The 21,260-nt window shown below is 69.8% G+C and carries 22 protein-coding genes; 9 read left to right on the forward strand and 13 right to left on the reverse strand.

Annotated features, from left to right (window positions below; genetic code table 11):
* Position 1 precedes the first annotated feature (1 nt).
* Both BYZ73_RS11810 and BYZ73_RS11815 read right to left on the reverse strand, forming a co-directional pair.
* Positions 2 to 442, reverse strand: coding sequence for a tripartite tricarboxylate transporter TctB family protein (locus tag BYZ73_RS11810; RefSeq protein WP_075787741.1), 441 nt, complete (start codon positions 440 to 442; stop codon positions 2 to 4).
* 90 nt (positions 443 to 532) lie between these two features.
* Positions 533 to 1,528 (reverse strand): tripartite tricarboxylate transporter substrate binding protein, encoded by a 996-nt coding sequence (locus tag BYZ73_RS11815; RefSeq protein ID WP_108027888.1) that lies wholly within the window; start codon positions 1,526 to 1,528, stop codon positions 533 to 535.
* 211 nt (positions 1,529 to 1,739) lie between these two features.
* On the opposite strand from BYZ73_RS11815, the gene BYZ73_RS11820 reads away from it, so the two are divergent.
* Genes BYZ73_RS11820 through BYZ73_RS11830 form a run of 3 tightly spaced genes read left to right on the forward strand, consistent with a single transcriptional unit; the run spans position 1,740 to position 4,511 of the window.
* Complete coding sequence (locus tag BYZ73_RS11820; RefSeq protein ID WP_112316104.1) at positions 1,740 to 2,432, forward strand: GntR family transcriptional regulator; 693 nt, start codon at positions 1,740 to 1,742, stop codon at positions 2,430 to 2,432.
* A complete protein-coding gene (locus BYZ73_RS11825) occupies positions 2,429 to 3,583 on the forward strand; it encodes a 2-methylaconitate cis-trans isomerase PrpF family protein (protein ID WP_112316105.1) in 1,155 nt (384 codons plus the stop codon). The genes BYZ73_RS11820 and BYZ73_RS11825 overlap by 4 nt, the downstream gene beginning before the upstream one ends.
* 55 nt (positions 3,584 to 3,638) lie before the next feature.
* Positions 3,639 to 4,511: an isocitrate lyase/PEP mutase family protein gene (locus tag BYZ73_RS11830; protein WP_108027891.1), complete on the forward strand. Its 873-nt coding sequence runs from the start codon at positions 3,639 to 3,641 to the stop codon at positions 4,509 to 4,511.
* A gap of 61 nt (positions 4,512 to 4,572) precedes the next feature.
* Here BYZ73_RS11830 and BYZ73_RS11835 read toward each other — a convergent pair whose 3' ends face one another.
* The 3 genes from BYZ73_RS11835 to BYZ73_RS11845 form a co-directional block, all read right to left on the reverse strand.
* On the reverse strand, positions 4,573 to 4,773 hold the full coding sequence (locus tag BYZ73_RS11835) for a hypothetical protein (RefSeq protein WP_112316106.1): 201 nt from the start codon (positions 4,771 to 4,773) through the stop codon (positions 4,573 to 4,575).
* Between the two features lie 29 nt (positions 4,774 to 4,802).
* Positions 4,803 to 5,621: a hypothetical protein gene (locus tag BYZ73_RS11840; protein WP_112316107.1), complete on the reverse strand. Its 819-nt coding sequence runs from the start codon at positions 5,619 to 5,621 to the stop codon at positions 4,803 to 4,805.
* A gap of 137 nt (positions 5,622 to 5,758) precedes the next feature.
* Complete coding sequence (locus BYZ73_RS11845) at positions 5,759 to 6,442, reverse strand: hypothetical protein (RefSeq protein WP_112316108.1); 684 nt, start codon at positions 6,440 to 6,442, stop codon at positions 5,759 to 5,761.
* Between the two features lie 474 nt (positions 6,443 to 6,916).
* On the opposite strand from BYZ73_RS11845, the gene BYZ73_RS11850 reads away from it, so the two are divergent.
* The 4 genes from BYZ73_RS11850 to BYZ73_RS11865 all read left to right on the forward strand — a co-directional run bounded on the left by BYZ73_RS11850 (position 6,917) and on the right by BYZ73_RS11865 (position 10,073).
* Entirely contained in the window at positions 6,917 to 8,212 is a 1,296-nt protein-coding gene (locus BYZ73_RS11850; protein ID WP_075787733.1) for an AAA family ATPase, read from the forward strand.
* 10 nt (positions 8,213 to 8,222) lie between these two features.
* Positions 8,223 to 9,404, forward strand: a complete 1,182-nt coding sequence (locus BYZ73_RS11855) for a ParB/RepB/Spo0J family partition protein (RefSeq protein ID WP_112316109.1) — start codon at positions 8,223 to 8,225, stop codon at positions 9,402 to 9,404.
* Between the two features lie 141 nt (positions 9,405 to 9,545).
* Entirely contained in the window at positions 9,546 to 9,767 is a 222-nt protein-coding gene (locus BYZ73_RS11860; RefSeq protein WP_112316110.1) for a type II toxin-antitoxin system CcdA family antitoxin, read from the forward strand.
* Between the two features lie 12 nt (positions 9,768 to 9,779).
* Positions 9,780 to 10,073 (forward strand): CcdB family protein, encoded by a 294-nt coding sequence (locus tag BYZ73_RS11865; protein ID WP_112316111.1) that lies wholly within the window; start codon positions 9,780 to 9,782, stop codon positions 10,071 to 10,073.
* A gap of 28 nt (positions 10,074 to 10,101) precedes the next feature.
* Here the strand turns inward: BYZ73_RS11865 and BYZ73_RS11870 are convergent, their stop codons facing one another.
* Genes BYZ73_RS11870 through BYZ73_RS11885 form a run of 4 tightly spaced genes read right to left on the reverse strand, consistent with a single transcriptional unit; the run spans position 10,102 to position 15,123 of the window.
* Entirely contained in the window at positions 10,102 to 11,334 is a 1,233-nt protein-coding gene (locus tag BYZ73_RS11870) for a dihydrolipoamide acetyltransferase family protein (protein WP_112316112.1), read from the reverse strand.
* Between the two features lie 45 nt (positions 11,335 to 11,379).
* The gene (locus BYZ73_RS11875) at positions 11,380 to 13,572 is read right to left on the reverse strand and encodes an alpha-ketoacid dehydrogenase subunit alpha/beta (protein ID WP_112316113.1); all 2,193 of its coding nucleotides are present in this window, start codon (positions 13,570 to 13,572) and stop codon (positions 11,380 to 11,382) included.
* A 23-nt stretch (positions 13,573 to 13,595) separates the two neighbouring features.
* Positions 13,596 to 14,336, reverse strand: coding sequence for an SDR family NAD(P)-dependent oxidoreductase (locus BYZ73_RS11880; RefSeq protein WP_112316114.1), 741 nt, complete (start codon positions 14,334 to 14,336; stop codon positions 13,596 to 13,598).
* Between the two features lie 10 nt (positions 14,337 to 14,346).
* The gene (locus tag BYZ73_RS11885; protein WP_112316115.1) at positions 14,347 to 15,123 is read right to left on the reverse strand and encodes an SDR family NAD(P)-dependent oxidoreductase; all 777 of its coding nucleotides are present in this window, start codon (positions 15,121 to 15,123) and stop codon (positions 14,347 to 14,349) included.
* Between the two features lie 193 nt (positions 15,124 to 15,316).
* Between BYZ73_RS11885 and BYZ73_RS11890 the strand changes: the two genes are divergently transcribed.
* Together BYZ73_RS11890 and BYZ73_RS11895 are read left to right on the forward strand one after the other, a co-directional pair.
* Positions 15,317 to 16,021 (forward strand): FadR/GntR family transcriptional regulator, encoded by a 705-nt coding sequence (locus tag BYZ73_RS11890; RefSeq protein ID WP_112316116.1) that lies wholly within the window; start codon positions 15,317 to 15,319, stop codon positions 16,019 to 16,021.
* Complete coding sequence (locus BYZ73_RS11895) at positions 16,018 to 16,428, forward strand: GFA family protein (RefSeq protein WP_112316117.1); 411 nt, start codon at positions 16,018 to 16,020, stop codon at positions 16,426 to 16,428. The genes BYZ73_RS11890 and BYZ73_RS11895 overlap by 4 nt, the downstream gene beginning before the upstream one ends.
* Positions 16,429 to 16,567: 139 nt before the next feature.
* Here BYZ73_RS11895 and BYZ73_RS11900 read toward each other — a convergent pair whose 3' ends face one another.
* The 4 genes from BYZ73_RS11900 to fabG are packed head-to-tail and all read right to left on the reverse strand — an operon-like array spanning position 16,568 to position 21,260.
* On the reverse strand, positions 16,568 to 18,010 hold the full coding sequence (locus BYZ73_RS11900; protein WP_245943128.1) for an NAD-dependent succinate-semialdehyde dehydrogenase: 1,443 nt from the start codon (positions 18,008 to 18,010) through the stop codon (positions 16,568 to 16,570).
* Positions 18,011 to 18,035: 25 nt separating this feature from the next.
* Entirely contained in the window at positions 18,036 to 19,649 is a 1,614-nt protein-coding gene (locus BYZ73_RS11905) for a GMC family oxidoreductase (RefSeq protein WP_112316119.1), read from the reverse strand.
* Positions 19,642 to 20,463: a shikimate dehydrogenase family protein gene (locus tag BYZ73_RS11910; protein ID WP_220086830.1), complete on the reverse strand. Its 822-nt coding sequence runs from the start codon at positions 20,461 to 20,463 to the stop codon at positions 19,642 to 19,644. The genes BYZ73_RS11905 and BYZ73_RS11910 overlap by 8 nt, the downstream gene beginning before the upstream one ends.
* Positions 20,460 to 21,260, reverse strand: a complete 801-nt coding sequence (gene fabG / locus BYZ73_RS11915) for a 3-oxoacyl-ACP reductase FabG (RefSeq protein WP_112316147.1) — start codon at positions 21,258 to 21,260, stop codon at positions 20,460 to 20,462. The genes BYZ73_RS11910 and fabG overlap by 4 nt, the downstream gene beginning before the upstream one ends.

Raw genomic sequence — 21,260 nt, forward strand, 5'->3', positions numbered from 1 at the left:
GTCACAGCACCAGCGTCGTCATCGGATAGGGAAAGAGCGCGCCGAAGCCCTCGACCATCAGCACCGTGAAGAGGGCGGCGTAAAGCGGCGGCTGCCACTTGCCCTGCCCGCCCGACACCACCACGCCCGCCCAGACGAACAGGAAGGTCGCGACATCGAAACCGACCGTCGTCAGCCCGAAGCAGAACACCGCGAACCCCGCCAGCAAGGCCAGATCGCCCCAGGCCGAATAATGCGCCTCCTGCGGGTCGGGCTCGGGCCTCAGCAGCGCGGTCGCCACGATGATCAGGCACAGCACCACCAGCAGCACCGCGACCGGCGCCACGACGACAAGGTTGTTCAGCGTGCTGGAGGCCGAGACCGCGCTCCAGGTGATATAGCCCGTGACGCAAAGCACGAGGCCAAGCGTGATGGCATGGGTCGGGGCGAAGCGCCGGATCATGGACGGTCTCCGAATTCGGGGCGGTAACGCCGCGAGGGCGCAGGGCCCCCGCGGCTGTCCGGGTCGGACAAGCGGGTCAGGCGGGCCGGATCACTCGGTCGGCTGGAACCGCTTGAGGATCTCGAAGTTCGACTCGATGATCTCGGTGGTCCGCTCGGGGCCAAGCCACTCCGTCCCGATGTCCTGGGCCTCGAGGCTCGCGACGAAGTCCGGGTCCTGCAGCACGGTGTGATAGGCCTCGACCATCTTCTCGAAGGCCTCGGGGTTCTTGTCGCGGAAGCTCGCATGGGCTGCGAGGCCGCGCATCGACCCGGCCAGCACCGGCGCCTTGTCGAGCCCGTTTTCGGTCAGCACCGCGTTCAGCGTGGGCGCGTCCCAGTCCTTCAGCGGCGCATCGGCCGCCACCGCCAGCGGGCGCACATATTCCGCGATCGACAGCGTCCCGTCCGCGGCCAGCACCGTCAGGTCGACCTGCCCGCCCGCGACCGCGGTGCGCGCCGACCCGCCCGACTGGTAGGTCACGACGTTGATATCGCCCTCGGACAGGCCGAAGGCCTCCATCGCCAGCGCCAGGTTGATCGCGCCGGTCGAGTTCGGCACCACCGAGGCTTTCAGCGTGCCCGGATTGTCCTTCGCCGCCTGCATGAACGCCCCGAGGCTCTCGTAGGGCGTCTTGGCGTTGACCGCGAACAGGTCGTAATCGTTCCACTGGGCGTTGATGAAGGCGAAATCCTTCAGCGAATAATCCGCATCGAAGCGCAGGATCGCGTTCGAGATATAGGGATGGATCGACGAGGCCAGGAAATAGCTGCCGTCATCGGGCATGTTCATGAAATAGGTATGCCCGACATGGCCGCCGCCGCCTTCCTGGTTCACGACCGAGATCGGCACCCCCAGTTCCTGCTGCATCCGCTGCGCCAGCGCCCGGGCCGTCCGGTCCGCCGACCCGCCGGGGCCAAGCGCCACGACAAAGGTGATCTTGCGGGGCGGCCAGGCGGTGTCCGCGCTCGCGCCCAGCGGGGCAAGGGCGGTGGCCAGCGACAGCCCGAGCGCCGCGGCGGCAAACTGCCGGCGTTTCATGTTCATGGATGATCCTCCTCCGATTGCGCCAGATTTTGTAGCACAATTTTCTGACTATAAGCCGATTTCGTCACTCGAGCGTATTACAATCCGCTTGTCAAGCAACCCGTTCATGTTGACATGCGCCTTGCAATGGACAAGTTTGTAGTACAATTTTTGCGCGCATGCAGCGCGGCCCCATGCAAGAGCCCACCCAGGACAAGGACGGCAAACCCTCATGCAGACCCCCATGCAGACGGCGGAAAGCAAGGTCATGGCGACAGAGCGCGTGGCGGCCTCCCTGCGGGCCGAGATCCTGTCCGGCACGCTGCAACCGGGCGCCCGTCTGGGCGAGGTGGCGCTTGCGGGCCGGTTTCAGGTCAGCCGCGGCCCGGTGCGTGCCGCCTTGCAGGACCTCAGCGAAAGCGGGCTCGTCGCCATCGTGCCGAACAGCGGCGCGCGGGTGCGCGAGGTCGGGCGCGAGGATGCCCGCGCGCTTTATCAGGTGCGCGCCGCCCTCGAGGCCGAGGCCGCCCGGCTGGCCGCCGCCCGCGCCGATGCGGTCAGCGCCGGATCGTTCCGCGCCCTGCTCGACCAGCACGCCCGCGACGTGGCCGCCCATCCCGAGGGCGCCTATCTGCAGGGCAGCGGCGACCGGGACTTTCACATCGTCATCGCCCGCGTCGCCGGCAACCCGATCATCCTGCGCTACCTGACCCGCGAGCTCTATCCGCAGCTTCTGCTGCTGCGGCTCAAGCATCGCAACGTGACCGGCCGCGGCGCCACCGCGCTGCGCGAACACGAACGCATCTCGGAGGCCATCGCCGCGGGCGATGCCGAGGTCGCGGGCATCCTGATGCACCGCCATATCCAGAACAGCTGGGCCGCGCTCGAGGCGCAACTGTCCGGCCCCGAGGAGGAAGATCGTTGACCCAGACCGCCATTCCCGCCGCCTTCCTCCGCGGCGGCACCTCGAAAGCCGTGGTGCTGAAACGCGCCGACCTGCCCGCCGACGAAGCCGCCTGGCCCGCGCTTTTCGCCGCGATCATGGGCTCGCCCGATCCGAACAAGCGGCAACTGGACGGCATGGGCGGCGGGATCTCGTCGCTCAGCAAGGTCTGCGTGATCGGCCCGCCGACCCGCGAGGATGCCGATATCGACTATACCTTCGCCCAGATCGGCGTGACCACCGACGCCGTCGATTTCTCGGGCAATTGCGGCAACATGAGTTCCGCCATGGGCCCCTTCGCCTATGACGAGGGGCTGGTCGCGGGTCCCCGCGACGGCGAGGCCGTGGTGCGCATCCACAACACCAATTCCGGCAAGATCATCCGCGCCCGGTTCGCCGTGGCGGGCGGCCGCGCGACGGTCTCGGGCGATCTGGAAATCCCCGGCGTCACCGGCACCGGCGCCCCGGTCGCGCTCGATTTCCTCGACCCCGCGAACACGTGCGGCCATGGCGCCCTGCCGACCGGACGCATCTGCGACCGGATGGTCCTGTCGGACGGGCGCGCGGTGACGGTGACGATGATCGACGCCGCCGTGCCCTCGGTCTTCGTGGCCGCCGCCGATCCGGGCGGCGACACCTGCGCCCATCCCGAGGCCATCGATGCCGATACCGCGCTGATGGACCGGCTGGAAGAGATCCGCCAGCGCGCCTCGGTCGCGATGCGGCTTGCCCCCGACATGGCGGCCGCCGCGGCGCGCATCGCGACGCCCAAGGTCGCGATGGTGGGACCCCCGGCCGCCTATCGCGACCTGTCGGGGCAAATCCATCCCGCCGAGGGCCATGACCTCCAGATCCGGATGATTTCGGCCGGACAGGCGCATCGCGCGGTGCCGGTCACCGGCGCGCTGGCGCTGGCCTCGGCGGCGGTGCTGCCGGGGTCGGTGGTGGCCGGGCAATGCGGCCCCGGGGCCGACCCCGAGAAGCTGCGGATCGGCACCCCCAGCGGCATCGTCACCGTCGGCGCGACCCGCGACCCCGCCAGCGGCCAGATCCTTGCCGCGCGCATCCTGCGCACCCAGCGGCGGTTGATGGATGGCAGGGTCTACGCCCCCTGCCCCGCCGCCAGGACCTGACACCCCCCAAGACCCACCGCTCCCAGGCACAGAGACCACAGAAAGACGAGGCACCATGCTCAATCACGACGTCAACCGCGGCTTCCGGAACCGGATCGCACAGGGCGGCGCCCTGCTCCTGCCGGGCGCGGCCAATGCGCTGGCCGCGCGGATCATCGAGGATCTCGGCTTCGAGGCGGTCTATCTGTCCGGCGCGGGCCTGACCAATACCTATCTGGGCATGCCCGATCTCGCCTTCGTCAGCCTGCCCGAGATCGCCCAGCATACCGCCACCATCCGCGATGCGACCGACCTGCCGATCGTCGTCGATGCCGATAACGGCTTCGGCAACGCGCTGAACGTGCGCCACACGATCCGCACCCTCGAACGCGCGGGCGCCAGCGCGATCCAGCTCGAGGACCAGAAGACGCCCAAGCGCTGCGGCCATTTCTCGGGCAAGGAGGTCGTGCCGCTGGCCGAGGCCCGCTCGCGGATCAAGGCCGCGGTCGATGCCCGGCAGGATGCGAACACGCTGATCGTCGCCCGCACCGATGCCCGTGCCACCGACGGCTATACCGAGGCGCTGGACCGCGCCGCGGCCTTCGTCGAGGACGGCGCCGACATCACCTTCGTCGAGGCCCCCCAAAGCGTCGAGGAACTGGCCGGTATCCCCAAGGCCCTGCCCGGCACGCCGCAGATCGTCAATCTGGTGGTCGGCGGCAAGACCCCGATCCTCGATCTGGCCGAGCTGGACGGGATGGGCTTCAAGCTGGTGCTGTACGCCAATGTGGCGCTGCAATCGGCGGTCTACGGCATGCAAAAGGCGCTGGGTCAGCTGCGCGAACAGGGGCGGATGGACGAATCGGGCCCGCTGGCGGGCTTCCTCGAACGCCAGCGCGTGGTCCGGAAGGACTTCTTCGACGATCTGGAAAAGCATTACGCCTTCTGATCGGCCCCGGGGGGCGGGTCCCTGTGGCCCCCCTCCCCTCGCCTGCCCCGGCGGGGCCGGGCTAGGGGCCGTTCCGGCGGCCGCACCGGCCTGCGGCCAGCGTGCGGCAGATATCAAGCACCAGCGCGCCAAAGCCGCCCGCGAGTCCGAAGCTCACCGAGGCGGCCGGGTCCGCGCCCCCGGACAGAAGGGCATGCCCCGCCGCGACGACGGCGGCGGACAGGAAGACCGCCCTGACGGTCGATGCCCGGCCGGTTTTCATCTCGCTGTCATCCCGGGGTCCTCCGGCGCTCAGGCGAAGGAGAAGCGGTGATAGTTCTTCTTCACCGACACGATGAAGGCCGCCCCGCAATAGAGCCATCCGACCACCGGAACGGCCTTCAGCGCCAGCCGCCACGAAAGTTTCCGGATCGCCCGGCGCTTGATCTCGGCCCAGGCCGCGCTGGCGACGAACAGCTTGAAGACCCCCTCGCCCAGTTCGACGACCTCCTGCCAGTCCTTGCTGGAAATACGCGCGACCAGGTCTTCCAGCGCCGTGCGCAACCCCGGGTCGCTGTCGATCAGCGCCACGATCAGGCTGGCATCGCCGATGGAAATGCCCATGGTTTCCAGAAGGATATCGGCCGCGACGATCAGATCGGTATCGGGCCGTCCGGCCACGGGCCCGGCATAGGCCGGGATGGCGGGAATGCTTGCCGGGGTCACGAGATCGGGCGACGGCGCCAGCGGCACGCCCTCGGCGGCCAGCATCGCGACCACGGTCCGCTGCGCGGCCAGCCCGCCTTGGTCGAAGCCAAGCGGAACGAGGTCGGGCAAGGCTTCGGGAAGGCCCGCCAGATAGGCCGTGGCCGTGTCGGCGGTGGCGAACCGGCCGGTCTCGCGGGCCAGAGCCAATGTCTGCCGTCGCGCGTCGAAATCGGTCTTCAGGAAGTCGATGAGGGCGAAGTCGATTTCCTCAAGCGCGATCCCGACCGCGAAATCCCGGACCCTGCGCGCCTCTTCGATGGCCAGCGCCAGGGCGCGATAGTCGTCGGCCCCCTGCCCGAAGACCGGTGCGGCGCGGGCCGCGATCAGGCCTGCACCGGCCCCCAGCACCAGCCGCCGGGTCATGCGACGCCCCGCTTCCGGGGCGGGCGGTTCCCTCTCCATCCTGTCCCTCCCTGTTTCCCGGGGGCAGGATAGCGCGATTCCCGCGGTTTCTGCCCGGCTTTCTGCCCCGACCTTCCCCGCGGGGAAGGTCCGGCCGGTCAGTGGATGACCTCGACCCGGGCGATACTCGGGTCGGCCCGGCGCACAGCGGCGGTCAGCGCCTGGATCAGATGGGTCGCGATATAGCTCTGGCAGAAGGCCGAGGGCGCCGACAGCACCAGGGTCCCCTGCCCTCTTTCGACCTCGGTCAGCCGCGCGAGCCAGGCCCGGAAGATCGCGGGCTGTTCCTCGGACAGGATCGCCCGGGCGCGGCCCCAGACCCCCTCTGCCTCTTCGGGAAGACTGACCGCGGGCCGCAGCCGCACGACCTTGCCGGCGGGGTCCGGTTCGGGCGGACGGGCGCCCAGACGGGCAACGAAATCCTCGCCGATCAGCGGCCAGCACGGCCGGGTGTCCTCGGCGATCTGCAGCGTGTCGAGCCGGTAGGTGCTGATCCGGCCCCGGCTGCCGCGGGTCTTCTGCACCAGCCAGCCTGCGGCGCGCAGGCGGGCCATCTCGCGTTTGACGGTGCGTTCGTCGCAGGACCAGAGCCGCGCGATCTCGCGCTGGCCGACGCACAGCTCGTCGCGCTGCCAGTTGTAGCGCGTGGTGATCAGGGCCATGAGGCGCAGCGTGCGGGTCTGCGTGGCCCTGTCGCCCGCCAGGCCATGGGCGGCCAGCGCCGACAACAGATCGTATTTCCGCGATGCGGCCTGCACTCCGACGGGCTTGACACTCTGCATGGCCTTACCTGTTCGCCCCCGGTTCTTCGACGGGGGGTCCGACTGCTCCGGGCGTGGTGCCTCTGGTTTTCGACGGCGTATTCAACGCTCTTTCGTTGATGTCGCCCATTTACGTCCGGGGTTTCGATTCTGTCAAGCGGCGGGCGCAACGGCGGCCGGCGATCCCGATTTCGAAAGACTGACTCAGGGTATCTCTGGTATTGGGGGTCACCCTGACTGTCCCCTTGAATCGCGGTTTTGTCCCCCAATCCGTAGAGGTCGCCACGCGGCTGTCCCCTAGATCGGCCGCGCCTTGGCGGGGCCCTGCCCCGGTCGGCCGGGACGCCGATTCGCCCGGAGCCGCGGTGGCCGTGCCCAACCGACAGGCGAAACCTTCCCCGCGGGGAAGATTGCGGCAGAGGTAACTTGGATTTTGCATTTTTGCAAGATTGGGCGTATTTCAGGATAAGAACCCAATTTGCGTTGAGGCAGAGCATGTACACCCATACGGATCTGGCCCGGCTCCAGTCCCAGTCCCTGAAGATGCAGGGATGGATCCGGCAGCACACCTTCAGCCCGGAGAACTCCAAGCAGCTGCGCCGCTTCTCGTCCTGGGAGGTGGCCGAGCTGATCCTGAAGATCAACCAGTCGACCTTTCGCGGCAAACTGGCCGCCGATCCCAGCCTTCCCGGCGGCGAGGTTGAGGAGGACGGGCGCCAGCGCTGGTTCTCGCTCGAAGAGATCAACGAGTTGCGCCGCCGGATGAAGGCCAACCGGAAAAGCCTGATGCCGCCGCGCCCGCCGGGCAAGCGCGCCTTCCGCGCCGCGGTCGCGAACTTCAAGGGCGGCGCGGGCAAGTCGACCGTGGCGCTGCATCTGGCGCATGCCGCCGCACTCGACGGCTACCGGGTGCTGGTCGTCGATTTCGACCCGCAGGCGACGCTGAGCCATTCCATGGGGCTGACCGATGTCAGCGAGGATTACACCGTCTGGGGGATCATGGCGCGCGACCTGATCCGCGAGACCGACCGGATGAACTCGGCGGTCACGGGGGCGGCCAGCGGCACCGCCCTGCCCGAGCGCAAGCTGCCCGCCTCGCTGCGCGACATGGGGCTCGACGAGCTGCGCCATGCCGATTTCATCCAGAAGACCTGCTGGTCGACGATCGACATCGTGCCCTCCTGCGCCAACGCGGCCTTCGTCGAGTTCGCCAGCGCCCAGTACCGCCACCTGAACCCGGAATGGACCTTCTTCGCCGCCGTCTCGCGCTATCTCGACGGGATCGCGGACGACGATTACGACCTGATCCTTTTCGACTGCCCGCCCGCCATCGGCTATCAGTCGATGAACGCGGTCTTCGCGGCCGACATGCTGTATATCCCCTCGGGGCCGGGCTACTGGGAATATGACAGCACCACGTCCTTCATCGGGCAGCTGTCCGAGGCGCTGGAGGATCTGGCCGCCGGATTCGGAAGCACCTTCCCCGCGGGGAAGGTTTCGCTGCCGAAATCCTTCGTCGACATCCGCTTTCTGATGACTCGCTACGAGCCCGGCAACGACCTGCACCGCGCGATGCTGGAAGCCTTCCGCAAGGTTTTCGGCGATCATGTGACCACGCATCCGGTCGAGATGACCCGCGCGGTCGAGCAGTCGGGGCGGTTCCTGAGTTCGGTCTACGAGATCGACTACCGCAACATGACCCGCGAAACCTGGCGCCGCGCCAGGGCCAGTTTCGACCGCGCCTATGAAGAGTTCCGCGGCACCGTGCTGGCCGGCTGGGACAAGATCTGAGGAGACGCCGATGGTCAGGAAGAAACGCCGCATGTTCGATATCGACATGCCCGAGGACTTGCCCGCCGAACGGTCGGCCGAGGTCCCGAACCCGCCGGGCGCCGAAACGCCCGCGGCCGTGCCAGAGACGAAAACCTTCCCCGCGGGGAAGGTCGGTGACCCGTCCGGGGCCGCGCGCCGCCGCGGCCCGATGGCCACGGCGATCGGCGAAACCGCCCATTCGGCCCGCGAACGGCAAGAGATCGAGGCCCGGATCCGGGCCGAGAACGACGCGCTGGCCCATGAGCATGTGCGGCTGAAACGGCTTGGTCTGGTGCTGGAGAGCATTCCGCTGGAGGCGGTCGATACCGCCAAGCTGGTGCGCGACCGCAAGCCCGGCGCGGACCCCGAGCTGGAGGATCTGAAGGCCTCGATCGTCTCGATCGGGCTGTCGAACCCGATCCGGGTCGAGGCGGCGGGGCAGGGGCGGTATGAACTGATCCAGGGCTACCGGCGTCTCGCGGCCTACAAGGCGCTGCTGGCCGAGACCGGCGATGCCGAGGCCTGGGGCACGATCCCGGCCGCGGTCATGCCGGAGGGCGAGGGGATCGAGACGCTTTATCGCCGGATGGTCGACGAGAACCTGGTGCGCAAGGACATCTCGTTCTACGAGATGGCCCAGCTTGCGGTCGATTACGCCGCCGATCCCGCGACCCCCGAGACCGATCCCGACCGCGCGGTGGCCTTGCTGTTCAAGTCGGCCCGCTACCAGAAGCGCAGCTATATCCGCGGCTTCATCAAGGTGGTCGAGCGGATGAAGGGCATCCTGGCCTATCCCGAGGAGCTGCCGCGCGCGCTGGGGCTGGCGCTGGCGCAGCGGCTGGAGGAGGACCCGGAGTGCCGCGCCGCCATCGCCGAGACGCTGAAGGGTTGGGAGGGGCGCACCGTGGCCGACGAGCTGGCCGCGATCCGGCAGCAGCTTGGTGTCGAGGCCGGGGCCGAGGAGGACCCGCGCGCCGCCCCGAAGCCCGCGCCGAAACGGGCGGGCGGCAGCAAGGCCAAGACCAGCTTTCAGCTGAACCGCAAGGAGGGGCGGGCGCGCTGTACCGCCGCCGACGGGCGGCTGGAGATCCGCCTGCCCCGGGACTTCTCGACCATCGACCGGCGGCGGCTGGAAGAGGCCGTGCGGCAGATGCTGGACCGGCTGGAGTGACCCCGGCGGCGGGGCAGGGACCTTCCCCGCGGGGAAGGTTTGCGGCGGCGGGGGCGCGGCCCCGATCTTGCCCGGATCTTGCCTGACGCGGCGGGCGCCTGTAGGATGCGTGCGGGCCATGCGCATGAAGCGAGAGGATAGATGGGGCGTGTCAAGGTGAACCTGACCATCGATTCGGCGGTGTCCGAAGAGGCGCGGGCGCTGGGGCTGAACATGTCGCGGCTGGCCGAAGAGGCCATCGCCGCCGCCGCGCGGGCCGAGCGCAACCGGCTTTGGCGCGAGGAAAACCGCGCTGCCATCGAGGCCTATGCGGACGAGGTCGGCACGGCCGGGCTGCCGCTGGCGCGCTACCGCAGCTTCTGAGCGGGGCAGGGGATGGCGCAGTTCGATGTCTACCGCCTGGCGGGCGACCTGCTTGTGGTCGATCTGCAGACCGATCTGATCGGGATCGAGGCCTCGCGCCTCGTGGCGCCCCTGCGCGAGGCGGGGCGCTATGCCGCCTTTCCGGGCCTGACGCCGCGCGTCGAGATCGCGGGCGCGGCCTATATCGTCCGCGTGCAGGAACTGGCCGCGGTCCCGGGGGCCGAGCTGCGCGACCGCGTCGGGTCGCTGGCCGAGGCGCGCGACGCGCTGAAGCGCGCGCTCGACATCCTGATCGACGGGGTCTGACCGGCTCGGTCTGATCGGCCGGGGCCGGTCAGAGCAAAAGCGACATCGGGTCTTCGAGCCCCTTCCGGATTTCGGCCAGAAGCTGCGCCCCGAGCGCGCCGTCGACCGAGCGGTGATCGACCGAGAGCGTCAGGCTCATCACCGGGGCCAGCACGATCTGATCGCCCCGCCCTATGGGGCGACGTTCGGCTGCGCCCGCCGCGAGGATGCAGCTTTGCGGCGGATTGACGATGGCCGAGAAGCTGCGCACCCCGTACATGCCGAGGTTCGAGACCGAGAAGCCGCCGCCCTGATAGTCCTCGGGTCTCAGCGTGCCGGCGCGGGCGCGGGCGGCCAGATCCTTCATCTCGGCCGAGAGCGTGCCGAGGCTCATCCGGTCGGCGCCGCGCAGGATCGGCGTCATCAGCCCGCCATCGGTGGCGACCGCGACCGCGATATCGATGGTCGAAAGCTGCCAGATCTCGTCGCCGCGCCAGATCACATTGGCCTCGGGCAGCCGGGCGAGCGCACGGGCCGCGGCCTTGACGATGAAGTCGTTGACCGAGATCCGCGCGGCGCCCTCGCGGCCGTCGTTGACCTGCGTGCGCAGGGTCAGCAGCGCCTCGAGATCGGCCTCGGCTTCGAGGTAGAAATGCGGGATGGTCTGCTTGGCCTCGACGAGGCGGCGGGCGATGGTGCGGCGCATCTGCGAGACGGGCCGCGCCTCATAGGGGCCGAGGCCGGGCGGAATCGGGGCCGTTTCGGGCGCGGATACCGCCATGGTTTCGGCCGTGGTTTGGGGTGGCGCGCTGTCGATCAGTCGCTCGATATCGACCCGGACGATGCGGCCCTTCGGCCCCGAGCCCGACAGCCCGTCGAGCGTCAGCCCGGCCTGCGTCGCCAGCCGACGGGCCAGCGGCGAGGCGCGGGGGCGGTCGGGGTCGGCCGCAGGGGTCATGCCGGGGGCCAGCGCGGCGGGGGCTGGTTCCGGGGCTGGCGCAGCCGGGGCGGGCTCGGGGGCCGAGTCCTCCGGAAGGGACTCGCCCTCGGCCAGCAGGACCGCGATCACCTGGCCGACATCGGCCCGGGCGCCCGCCTTGACGGCGAGGCGGCCGACGCGGCCCTCGGCCTCGGCCTCAAGCTCCATCGTGGCCTTGTCGGTCTCGACCTCGGCCAGCGGCTGGCCCTTCTCGACCCGGTCGCCGGGGGCGACCAGCCAGGCGGCGATGACGGCATCTTCCATCCCGGCCGAAAGCGCGGGCAACGTAAGCTCGGTGGCCATGTCGATCTCCTTGTCCGTGGGTTCAGGCTCTGTGGGCGCGGGCGGTCATTCGGCGGCGAGGGGCAGGCCCTGATCGGCCATCGCCGCGCGGATCGCCCGGGCGATATCGGCGGGACGGGCACAGGCCGCGGCTTCGAGCACCTTCGAGATCGAGGGCGAGGCCTCGCCGCCCGTCACCCGCTGCACCGGCTGGTCGAGCCAGTCGAAGACCCGGCGCTGCAGCTCGTCGGCCAGCATCCCGCCATAGGAGGTGCCGCGCGCGCCCTGCTCGACGATCAGCACATTGTTGGTCTTGCGGATCGAGGCCTCGATGGTTTCCCAGTCGAGGCTGGCGCGGTCGAGGCTGCGCAGATCGATGATCTCGGCATCGACGCCCAGATCCTCGACCACCTGGCGGGTCTTCTCGACCATGGCCAGATAGGTCAGGATCGTCAGCCGCGCGCCCGGGCGCACCACCTTGGCCTTGCCGAGCGGGATGCAGTAATCGAGATCGTCGACGGGGGCCGCGCCTTTCGAGGCGTAGAGATCGACATGTTCGATCACCAAGACCGGGTCGTCGCAGCGCAGCGCCGAATTCATCAGCCCGACATAGTCGAACGGCGTCGAGGGCGCGACGATGCGCCAGCCCGGGGCGGTGGCGAAGATGCCCGCCGGGTCCATCGAATGCTGCGAGCCGTAGCCCGTGCCCATCGCGACCTTGGTGCGCAGCACCAGCGGCATCGGGCTGTCGCCGCCGAACATGTGCCGCGCCTTGCCGATCTGGTTGAAGACCTGATCCGCCGCGACCCACATGAAATCGGGATACATGAACTCGATCACCGGGCGCACGCGGCCATCGGCGGCCATCCCGGCGGCCAGCCCGGTAAAGGCGTTCTCGGCGATGGGGGTGCCGAGGCAGCGGTCGGGGAAGTCCTGCGACAGCCCCCGCGTCGCGCCGTTGGTGCCGCCCTTCAGCCGGTGCACATCCTCACCCAGCACGACGATGCGCTCGTCGGTGTCCATTCGCCGGTGCATGACATTGGCCACCGCGTCGATGAATTTGGCATTGGCATCGAGCGCGCCCGAGAAGCTGTCTTCTTCCTCGTAGCGGGCGCCGTCCATCTCGCTCAGATCGCCGCGCAGCCCGGCATCGCGGAAGCTTTCCTCGGGCCAGAGCGACGGGATGACCCGGGTCTTGCCCTCGACGGTCTCGGTCAGCTCGCCCGCGATCTCTTCCATCATCGCCGCGCAGCGGGCCCGCAGCCCCGCCACCGCGTCCTCGCCGATGATCTGGCGGGTCTGCAACAGCCCGGCCAGCCCCTCGATCGGGTCGCGGGCGCGCCATTCGGCCTCTTCGGCCTTGTCGCGATAGCCGAAGGCCGAGCCGGGCAGGGGGCCGTTCTGGTGGAAATAGCGGTAGAGATCGGCCTCGATCACCACCGGACCCTCGCCCGCGCGCATGATCCGGTTGGCCTCATGCGAGGCGATCAGGACCGACAGCGCATCCATCCCGTCGACCTTGAAGGCGGGGATGCCGAAGCCGAGGCCCCGGGCCGAAAGCCGCGGCTCGGCGGTGGCCTCGCTGACATGGGTCGAGACGGCGTAGCGGTTGTTTTCTATGAAGAAACAGATCGGCAGTTTCCAGGCTGCGGCCAGGTTCATGGTTTCGAGAACCGACCCGATATTGACCGCGCCATCGCCGAAATAGGTGTAGACGACATCGCCGGTTCCGGCCTGCTGATGCGCCCAGGCCGCGCCCGCGGCCATCGGCACGCCGCCGCCCACGATGGCATTGGTGCCAAGGTTTCCGGCCTCGGCCCAGCGAAGATGCATCGACCCGCCCCGGCCCCGGCAGAAGCCCTGCGCAAGGCCCATGATCTCGGCGAGCGTCTTCTTCGACAGATCGCGGATCTCGCCGTCGAACTCGGCCTCGGGGTCGATCCCCGCCTCGGCGACATAGGCCAGCGCCTTGGCCAGGAACTGGTGATGCGCCCGGTGCGAGCCGTTGACCTGGTCGGTCGGCCGCATCGCCAGCGCCGAGCCGACAGCGCCGCCTTCCTGGCCGATGGCGGAATGGGCGGGGCCATGGACGAGGCCGCGTCCTGCGAGGTCCAGCACCTTTTCCTCGAAGGCGCGGATCAGGCAGAGCTGGGACAGCATGGTGCGCCCGGTCTCGGGGTCGAGCGCAGTGCGGTCGGCCTCGGTCGCGCGGATCTCGCGCCAGGGGGCCAGCGGGGTGAGGTCGGTGAAATCGGGCATGAGGGGGCTCCGGGGATAGGGGGTCAGGCGGCGAGGAAGCCGCCATCGACGGGCAGCACGGTGCCGGTGATGAAGCTTGCGCGGTCCGAGGCGAGGAAGAGGATGGGGGCGACGAGTTCTGCCTGGGTCCCGATCCGGCCCAGCATGGCGCGGGTCAGGAACCAGTCGGCACCGCCAGGGCGGGCGAGCTGGGCATTGGCCATCTCGCTGTCCATGATGCCGGGGGCGACGGCGTTGACGCGGACGCCGTGCGGGGCCAGATCGCGGGCCATGGCCTGGGTCAGCGAGCGGATCGCGCCCTTGGAGGTCACGTAACCGGCGGTCGAGCCGCCCGCGACGAAGCCCGCGACCGAAGACAGCTGCACCACATTGCCGCGCCGGGCGATCAGGGCCGGGGTCAGGGCGCGGGCCACGTTGAAGGCACCGCCCAGATTGACGGCGATCACCCGGTCCCAGACCTCGGCCTGGGCAGGCTCGTCGAAGGCGGCGCGGCCCGCGACGCCCGCATTGCTGACCAGCACGTCGAGCCCGTCAAGCGTTGCCGCCAGCGCCTCGACGGCCGCGCGGTCGGTGACATCGAGCGGGATCGCGCGGGCCGTCAGCCCACGCGCGCTCAGGGCATCCGCGGTTGCGGCAAGCGTTTCCGGGTCGATATCGGCCAGAAGCGTCTCGGCCCCGGCCTCGGCGAAGCCCTCGGCAATGGCGGCGCCAAGGCCCCGGCCCGCGCCGGTGACAAGCACCCGTTTTCCCTGGAAATCGGTCATGGGTCTCTCCTCAGGCCATGTGCAGGCCGCCATTGACCTGCAGCGTCTCGCCGGTGATGAACCCGGCCGCGTCGGAACAGAGAAAGGCGATGGCGGCGGCCACTTCCCCGGGCTGGCCCAGCCGTTTCAGGGGCGTGTTGGCCAGCGTCGCCTCGGCCCGGGTCTTCATGTAATCGCCGATCATCGGGGTCTCGATGATGCCGGGCGCGATGCCGTTGACGCGGGTCGCGGGCCCCAGCTCGTGGGCGAGGCTGCGGGTCAACGACACCATCGCGCCCTTCGAGGCGGCGTAATGCGCATTGGTCAGCGCGCCGCGATAGGCCGCCATCGACGAGAGCGTGACGATGGAAGAGCCATCACGCAGATGCGGCACCGCGCGGCGCAGCAGGTAGAACACCCCGTCGAGATTGATCGAGAGCGTCCGGCGCCAGGCGGCATCGGTCATGTCCGCGAAGGGTTCGGCCAGGTAGATGCCGGCCGATGGCACGATGTGGTCGATGCCGCCGAACGCGGCCACGGCCTCGTCGACCAGCGCCTGGGCGGCATCGGGATCGGCGGCGTCGATCTGCTGGCAGATCCGCGCGCCCGGTCCGGGCAGGGTGGCGGCGAAGGCCTCGAGCGGCGCGAGATCGCGATCGGCCAGAAGAAGATGCGCGCCGCCTGCGGCGAAGATCCGGGCGACCTCGCGGCCGATGCCGCCATTGGCGCCGGTCAGGATCAGCGACCGTCCGGTGAAATCGAATGAGGTGGTTGCGCGCGCCCGGGGCGTGCGGTGGCGGTCGGGCATCGCCGATCCTCCCTGATGGCTGCCGTTGGTCGGGACAGTTGCATAAATTGGTCGGACCAGTCAACATGACTCCTGCGTCCTTTTGCGGGAAGACCGGCGGGAGACTGTATCTTCATCCAATGCAACAAGGGTGTTAGGCTTGGCCGATCCGGTCTGACCGGTTGGCACGGCACAGCGAAGGAAGGACGGTGGCATGGGCAGGGACCTGCCGGACGATATCGCGGCACGGCTGGGCCAGAGGCTTGCGGGCGGCGAATTCGGGGCCGGGGAACGGCTGCCGAGCGAACGCGCGCTGGCGGCCGAATACGGGGTGTCGCGGGCGGTGGTGCGCGAGGCGCTGTCGCATCTGAAATCCGACGGGCTGGTCGAGGCCCGGGCCGGGTCGGGCGTCTTCGTCACCGGGAATCGCGAGGCGCGGGCCTTCCGGATGGCCGGGGTCGATCTCGATGGCACCGAGGCGCTGGCGCAGGTGATGGAGCTGCTCGAGGCGGTCGAGGTGGCGGCGACGCGCTCGGCCGCGCTGCACCGGGACGCGGCGGATCTGAAGGCGATCCGGCGGGCGCTGATCGGGATGGAATATGCCATCGCCAGCGACGAGCTGGGCGACGAGGAGGATTTCGCCTTTCATCAGGCCATCGTCGAGGCCACCCATAACCCGCATTTCGTGTCGCTCTGCAAGCATCTGGAATTCGGCGCGCGCGACGTGATCCGGAAGGCCCGCGCCAATACCCGCGCCAACCTGTCGGATCTGCTGGACGCGGTGCAGGCCGAACATCAGGCGATCTACCGCGCCATTGCCGAGGGCGATCCGGAGGCCGCCGCCGCCGCCGCCGCGCGCCATCTGCGCAATGCGGCCGAACGAACCCAGCTGTACCGGCGCCGGGAGCGCGGCGCATGAGCGGGGTGCATGAGGGCGGCTGCCTCTGCGGCGCGGTGCGGTTCCGCGTCACCGGCGACTTCGAGCATTTCTTCCTGTGCCATTGCGCGCGCTGCCGCCATGACAGCGGCTCGGCCTTCGCGGCGACGCTGTTCTCGGGGGCGGCGCGGCTCGACTGGCTAGCCGGGCGGGAAGAGGTGCGGACCTTCCGGCTGGAGGGTACCCGCCATGGGCGGGCCTTTTGCGGGCGCTGCGGCTCGGCTTTGCCGCTGGAGACCGAGGGCGCGGGGCTGGCGGTGCCGGCCGGATGCCTTGACGGCCATCCGGGGATCGCGCCCGGGGCGCATATCTGCTGGGCCGATCGCGCGGTCTGGGAGGATGCGCTGGAGCACGCCCCCCGGCTTGCGGGGCTGCCGGGCGCGGAGTGAACTCCGGAAGGGGGCGCCGCCCTCCCTGTCGGAAGGACGGCGCCGGGGGACGGGCCGGGGCGCGGAAAGCCCGGTCGGGCCGGGAGGGAGCGCCGCGCCGCTTTGGCCCGTTTTCCGTTGAGCCGTATCTCGGCCGCGCTCAGATCGCGGCGGTGACGGTCATGGTCGAGAGATAGGCCTCGATCCCCTCGATCCCGCCTTCCGAGCCGTAGCCCGAATCGAGCACGCCGCCGAACGGGGTTTCGGGCAGGGCGAGGGCGAAATGGTTGATGCCCAGCATCCCCGATTTCAGCCGGTCCTGAACCTCCTGCGAAACCTCCATCGAGCGGGTGAAGAGATAGGCGCCCAGCCCCACCGGCAGCCGGTTGGCCTCGGCCAGCGATGCCTCAAGGCCCTCGCTGCGGATCACCAGCGCGATCGGGCCGAAGGGTTCCTCGGTCATCGCCAGCATCTCGGGGGTCATGCCCGAAACCACGGTGGGGGCGAAGAAATTGCCGATATTGCCGACGCGCGCGCCGCCGGTTTCGACCTTGGCGCCCTTGGCTTCGGCATCGGCGACCATCTCGGCCACCTGGGTCAGCTGGGCCTTCTGGGTCAGCGGCCCCATCTGGGTGCCCTCTTCCAGCCCGTCGCCCAGTTTGAGCGCGGCCGCGCCCTCGGCCAGACGGGCAACGAAGGCGTCATGCACCGCATCGTCGACGATGAAGCGGGTGGGCGAGACGCAGACCTGGCCCGCGTTGCGGTATTTCCACTGCACCGCCATCGGCACCAGCCGGTCGAGATCGGCATCGGCCGCGACGATGACGGGACCATGGCCGCCCAGTTCCATCGTCACCTTCTTGAGGTGCTGGCCCGCCTGGGCCGCGACGATGCGGCCGACCCGGGTCGAGCCGGTCAGCGAGACCTTGCGGATCTCGGGGGCCGCGATCAGCGCGTCGGAAATCTCGGAGGTCTTGCCCCAGACGACCGAGATCGCGGCCGGGGGCAGGCCCGCATCGAGCAGCGCCTGGCCGATCATCCAGGCGGTGCCGGGGGTTTCCGAGGCCGGCTTGATCACCACCGAACAGCCCGCACCAAGCGCCGGGGCGACCTTCTGCATGGTGTTCCAGGCCGGGAAGTTCCAGGGCGTGAAGCAGGCCACCGGCCCGGCGGGCTTCTTCAGCACGCTGATATGGATCGAGGGCGCGCGCGAGGGCACGATCCGGCCATAGACGCGGCGGCCCTCTTCGGCGAACCAGTCCAGAAGATCGGCCGAGCCCAGCCATTCGCCCCGGGCCTCGGCCAGCGGCTTGCCCTGTTCGAGCGTCATCACACGGGCGGCCCGGTCGGCGCGCTCGCGCATCAGGTCGGCGGCGCGGCGCATCACCTTCGAGCGGTCGTAGGGCGACAGCGCCGACCAGTCGGCAAAGCCCTTCAGCGACAGCCGCGCGGCCTCTTCGGCCTCGGCCCGGCCCGCGCGCGGGATCGTCGCGAGGTCCTGCCCGTTGGCGGGGTTCGACACGGTCATCGTGCCTTCGCTGGCGGTGGCGCGGGCCTCGCCGCCGAGGATGAGGGTCAGGTCGGGATACATATGGGTCTCCATCCGGTTTCGGGGGCTGTTTCGGGGCTCAGCCCGCCGGGATCAGGTCTTGGGCGGCCTTCTGCGCGATCATCATCACCGCCGCCTGGGTGTTGCCCGACACCATCTCGGGCATGACCGAGGCATCGGCCACGCGCAGCCCGGCGATGCCCCGGACCGTCAGGTCGGGAGCGACCACCGCGCCAGGGTCGGTGCCCATGCGGCAGGTTCCGGCGGCGTGATAGATGGTCTGCCCGTTGGCGCGCGCGAATTCCAGCCAGTCGGCATCGCCCCGGCAATCGGGTCCCGGGCTGAGTTCGCGCACCCGGTAGGCATCCATGGGGGCCTGCCCGACGATGGCGCGGCCCAGCTTCATGCCGTCGACCATGGCGCGGCGATCCTCTTCGGCATCGAGGAAATTCGGCCGGATTTCGGGTTGCACCGCGATGTCGGGCGAGGTGGCATGGATCGAACCGCGCGATTGCGGGCGCAGCTGGGTCACGCCCAGCGTCATGCCGGGGAAGCGGTCGAGCTTGCGCTCGGCGGCATTGGCGTAGCTGGCATGCATGAAGAAATACTGCACATCGGGCCGGTCGAGACCTTCGCGCGAGCGCAGGAAGCCATGCGCGAGCCCGGTGCCGTAGGTCAGGACGCCCCGCCGGTTCAGCGCGTATTTCGCGACCTCGCCCAGCACCTTGGGAAAGCGCGTCAGCTCGTTCAGCGTGACGGGGTGCGAGACGCGCCAGTTCATGCGGGTGCAGAAATGGTCGAGATAGTTCTCGCCGATGCCGGGCAGGTCGTGGACGACCTCGATGCCAAGCGCGCGCAGCCGGTCGGCATCGCCGATGCCCGACAGTTCCAAGAGTTGCGGGGTCTGGACGGCGCCCGCGGTCAGGATCACCTCGCTTGCCAGGATGGTCAGCGGGCCGCCGGGACGGGCCAGGGTGACACCGGTCGCGCGGCGGCCCTCCAGCAGGATGCGGGTGGCGCGGGCATGGGTCAGGACGGTCAGGTTGGGGCGGCGGCGCGCCTGCGCCAGCCAGGCGCGGGCGGCCGAGTGACGCTCGCCGCGCTCCTGGTTGACCTGATACCAGCCGACGCCCTCTTGCCCCGCGCCGTTATAGTCGGGGTTGAAGCGCTGGCCCTGGGCCGCGGCGGCGTCGAGGAAGGCCTGTCCGACAGGGTTTTTCTCGACCACCTCGCAGACGGGCAGGGGGCCGTCCTTGCCGCGCATGCCGTCCGGGTCGGGCCCCGCCCAGCGTTCGAGTGCGCGGAAATGCGGCAGCACATCGGCCCAGCCCCAGCCGGTGCAGCCGCGCGCCGCCCAGAGGTCGTAATCCTGCGGCTGGCCGCGCACGTAGATCATGCCGTTGATCAGGGTCGAGCCGCCCAGCCCCTTGCCGCGCGGAATGGCGATCCGGCGGTTCCGGGTGGCGGGCTCGGCCTCGGACCAGAAGCCCCAGTTATAGGCGGGGTTGGTCAGAAGCTTGTAGAACCCGGCGGGGATGGTGATCCAGGGCGACCGGGCCTCGCCGCCCGCCTCGCACAGAAGCACAGAGGCGCGGCCCGAGCGGCTGAGCGCCTCGGCGAGGATGCACCCCGCCGTGCCGCCGCCGACGATGACGTAATCGAAGCGGCTGCGGTCGGGCAGGGGCTTATGCATCGCGGGCCGCGCCGGGAAGGGCGCCCAGATGCTCGGCCATCAGCCGGATCTGCTGGCGCAGCATCGGCAGGCCGGGATGGACCCGCGCGCCCGCCGCGCGGGCGGTGGCCAGAAGCCGGGTCTCGACCGGGTCCATGATCGCGTCGGCCACGACCTGACCGGCATGGAAGGCGGTATCGTCCAGCGGCAGCGGATCGTCCGGTTTCAGCCCCAGCGAGGTGGCGTTGACGATCAGATCGCGGCTTGCCGTCTCGGGCGCCCCGGCGGCGACGGGCACGTCCGGATAGGCCAGGGCCACCCGGGCGGCGAGATCCTCGGCCTTGTCCTGCGAGCGGTTGACGATGGTCAGGCGCGCGACCCCGGCCTCGGCCAGGGCAAAGGCGATGGCAGCCCCCGCGCCGCCCGCGCCCAGAAGGCAGGCATTCCTGCCGCGCGGCTCGATCCCTTCCGAGCGCAGCCCCTCGACGAAGCCGAGCCCGTCGAGAATGGCGCCGGTCAGCGTGCCGTCGGCCTCGCGCCGCACCACATTGACCGCGCCGATCCGGCCCGCGTCACCCAGCAGCCGGTCGCAGAGCGCGACGATCTTCGTCTTGTGCGGCACGGTGACGACGAAGCCGCCAAGGCTTTCGATGCCCTTCAGGCCCGCGACGACGGTGGCGAGGTTCTCGGGATGGACCTGCATCGGCACCATCACCCCGTCGATGCCCTCGGCGGCGCAGAGCGCGTTGATTTCCTGGGGCGTTTTCACATGGCCGATGGGATCGGCGAGAATGGACCAGACCCTGGTCTTGCCGGTGATCATCGTTTCCCTCATGTCATCAGAAGGCCGCCGGCGACGTCGATCGTCTGGCCGGTGACAAAGCTCGATTCCGCATCCGTGAGCCAGAGCGCGGCCTCGGCCACCTCTGCGGGCTCGCCCAGACGCCCCAGCGGCGTCATCTCGACCTGGGCCGCGTTTACCTCGGGGGCGACGCCAAGGACCATCGGCGTCTCGATCCGGCCCGGCGCCAGCGCGTTGACGCGGATGCCATGGGGGCCGAGCTCGCCCGCCAGATGCCGGGTGAAGCCGAGGATCGCGGATTTGGTCGCGGCATAATGGCAGGCGACCACGGGCATGAAGGTCTTGCCCGCGACCGAGGACATGTTGAGGATCCAGCCCCGCCTGGCCGCGACCATGCCCGGCGCCAGCGCGCGGACGGTGTTGAAGCTGCCGGTGAGGTTCACGTCGAGCACGCGGCGGAACTCGGCGGGGTCCATTTGCCAGACCTTGTGGGCGACGCCGTCATGCTTGGGCGAGATGCCCGCATTGTTGATGACGGTGTCGAAGTTGCCCCCGGCGGCCTCGAGCGCTGCGGCCAGCGCGGTGTAATCCGAGACATCGCAGGTCACGGGCAGGACCGATCCGGCGGTGCCGGAGGCGGCGATGGCGGCGGTCGCTTGGGCCACGGCTTCGGGGTCGAGATCGCAAAGCGCGACAGTCGCGCCGCGCGCGGCGAAGGCGTCGGCAATGGCCAGCCCGATGCCCCGGGCGCCGCCGGTGACCAGCACGCGGCGGCCCTGATGCGACAGGCGGGTGCGGAAGTCGGGGCGGACGGTTTCGCTGCGGGTCAT

The organism is Rhodovulum viride, assembly GCF_003265965.1.
In the GTDB taxonomy this organism is placed as follows: domain Bacteria; phylum Pseudomonadota; class Alphaproteobacteria; order Rhodobacterales; family Rhodobacteraceae; genus Rhodovulum; species Rhodovulum kholense.

Excerpts from the sequence above, each read along its gene's own strand:
- BYZ73_RS11835 (WP_112316106.1), bottom strand. The coding sequence starts at position 4,773 with ATGAAAACCGGCCGGGCATCGACCGTCAGGGCGGTCTTCCTGTCCGCC.
- BYZ73_RS11830 (WP_108027891.1), top strand. The coding sequence starts at position 3,639 with ATGCTCAATCACGACGTCAACCGCGGCTTCCGGAACCGGATCGCACAG.
- BYZ73_RS11850 (WP_075787733.1), top strand. The coding sequence starts at position 6,917 with ATGTACACCCATACGGATCTGGCCCGGCTCCAGTCCCAGTCCCTGAAG.
- BYZ73_RS11810 (WP_075787741.1), bottom strand. The coding sequence starts at position 442 with ATGATCCGGCGCTTCGCCCCGACCCATGCCATCACGCTTGGCCTCGTG.
- BYZ73_RS11890 (WP_112316116.1), top strand. The coding sequence starts at position 15,317 with ATGGGCAGGGACCTGCCGGACGATATCGCGGCACGGCTGGGCCAGAGG.
- BYZ73_RS11895 (WP_112316117.1), top strand. The coding sequence starts at position 16,018 with ATGAGCGGGGTGCATGAGGGCGGCTGCCTCTGCGGCGCGGTGCGGTTC.
- BYZ73_RS11880 (WP_112316114.1), bottom strand. The coding sequence starts at position 14,336 with ATGACCGATTTCCAGGGAAAACGGGTGCTTGTCACCGGCGCGGGCCGG.
- BYZ73_RS11910 (WP_220086830.1), bottom strand. The coding sequence starts at position 20,463 with ATGAGGGAAACGATGATCACCGGCAAGACCAGGGTCTGGTCCATTCTC.
- BYZ73_RS11855 (WP_112316109.1), top strand. The coding sequence starts at position 8,223 with ATGGTCAGGAAGAAACGCCGCATGTTCGATATCGACATGCCCGAGGAC.
- BYZ73_RS11905 (WP_112316119.1), bottom strand. The coding sequence starts at position 19,649 with ATGCATAAGCCCCTGCCCGACCGCAGCCGCTTCGATTACGTCATCGTC.
- BYZ73_RS11870 (WP_112316112.1), bottom strand. The coding sequence starts at position 11,334 with ATGGCCACCGAGCTTACGTTGCCCGCGCTTTCGGCCGGGATGGAAGAT.
- BYZ73_RS11845 (WP_112316108.1), bottom strand. The coding sequence starts at position 6,442 with ATGCAGAGTGTCAAGCCCGTCGGAGTGCAGGCCGCATCGCGGAAATAC.
- BYZ73_RS11875 (WP_112316113.1), bottom strand. The coding sequence starts at position 13,572 with ATGCCCGATTTCACCGACCTCACCCCGCTGGCCCCCTGGCGCGAGATC.
- fabG (WP_112316147.1), bottom strand. The coding sequence starts at position 21,260 with ATGACCCGCAGCGAAACCGTCCGCCCCGACTTCCGCACCCGCCTGTCG.
- BYZ73_RS11840 (WP_112316107.1), bottom strand. The coding sequence starts at position 5,621 with ATGACCCGGCGGCTGGTGCTGGGGGCCGGTGCAGGCCTGATCGCGGCC.
- BYZ73_RS11885 (WP_112316115.1), bottom strand. The coding sequence starts at position 15,123 with ATGCCCGACCGCCACCGCACGCCCCGGGCGCGCGCAACCACCTCATTC.
- BYZ73_RS11860 (WP_112316110.1), top strand. The coding sequence starts at position 9,546 with ATGGGGCGTGTCAAGGTGAACCTGACCATCGATTCGGCGGTGTCCGAA.
- BYZ73_RS11815 (WP_108027888.1), bottom strand. The coding sequence starts at position 1,528 with ATGAACATGAAACGCCGGCAGTTTGCCGCCGCGGCGCTCGGGCTGTCG.
- BYZ73_RS11820 (WP_112316104.1), top strand. The coding sequence starts at position 1,740 with ATGCAGACCCCCATGCAGACGGCGGAAAGCAAGGTCATGGCGACAGAG.
- BYZ73_RS11865 (WP_112316111.1), top strand. The coding sequence starts at position 9,780 with ATGGCGCAGTTCGATGTCTACCGCCTGGCGGGCGACCTGCTTGTGGTC.
- BYZ73_RS11900 (WP_245943128.1), bottom strand. The coding sequence starts at position 18,010 with ATGGAGACCCATATGTATCCCGACCTGACCCTCATCCTCGGCGGCGAG.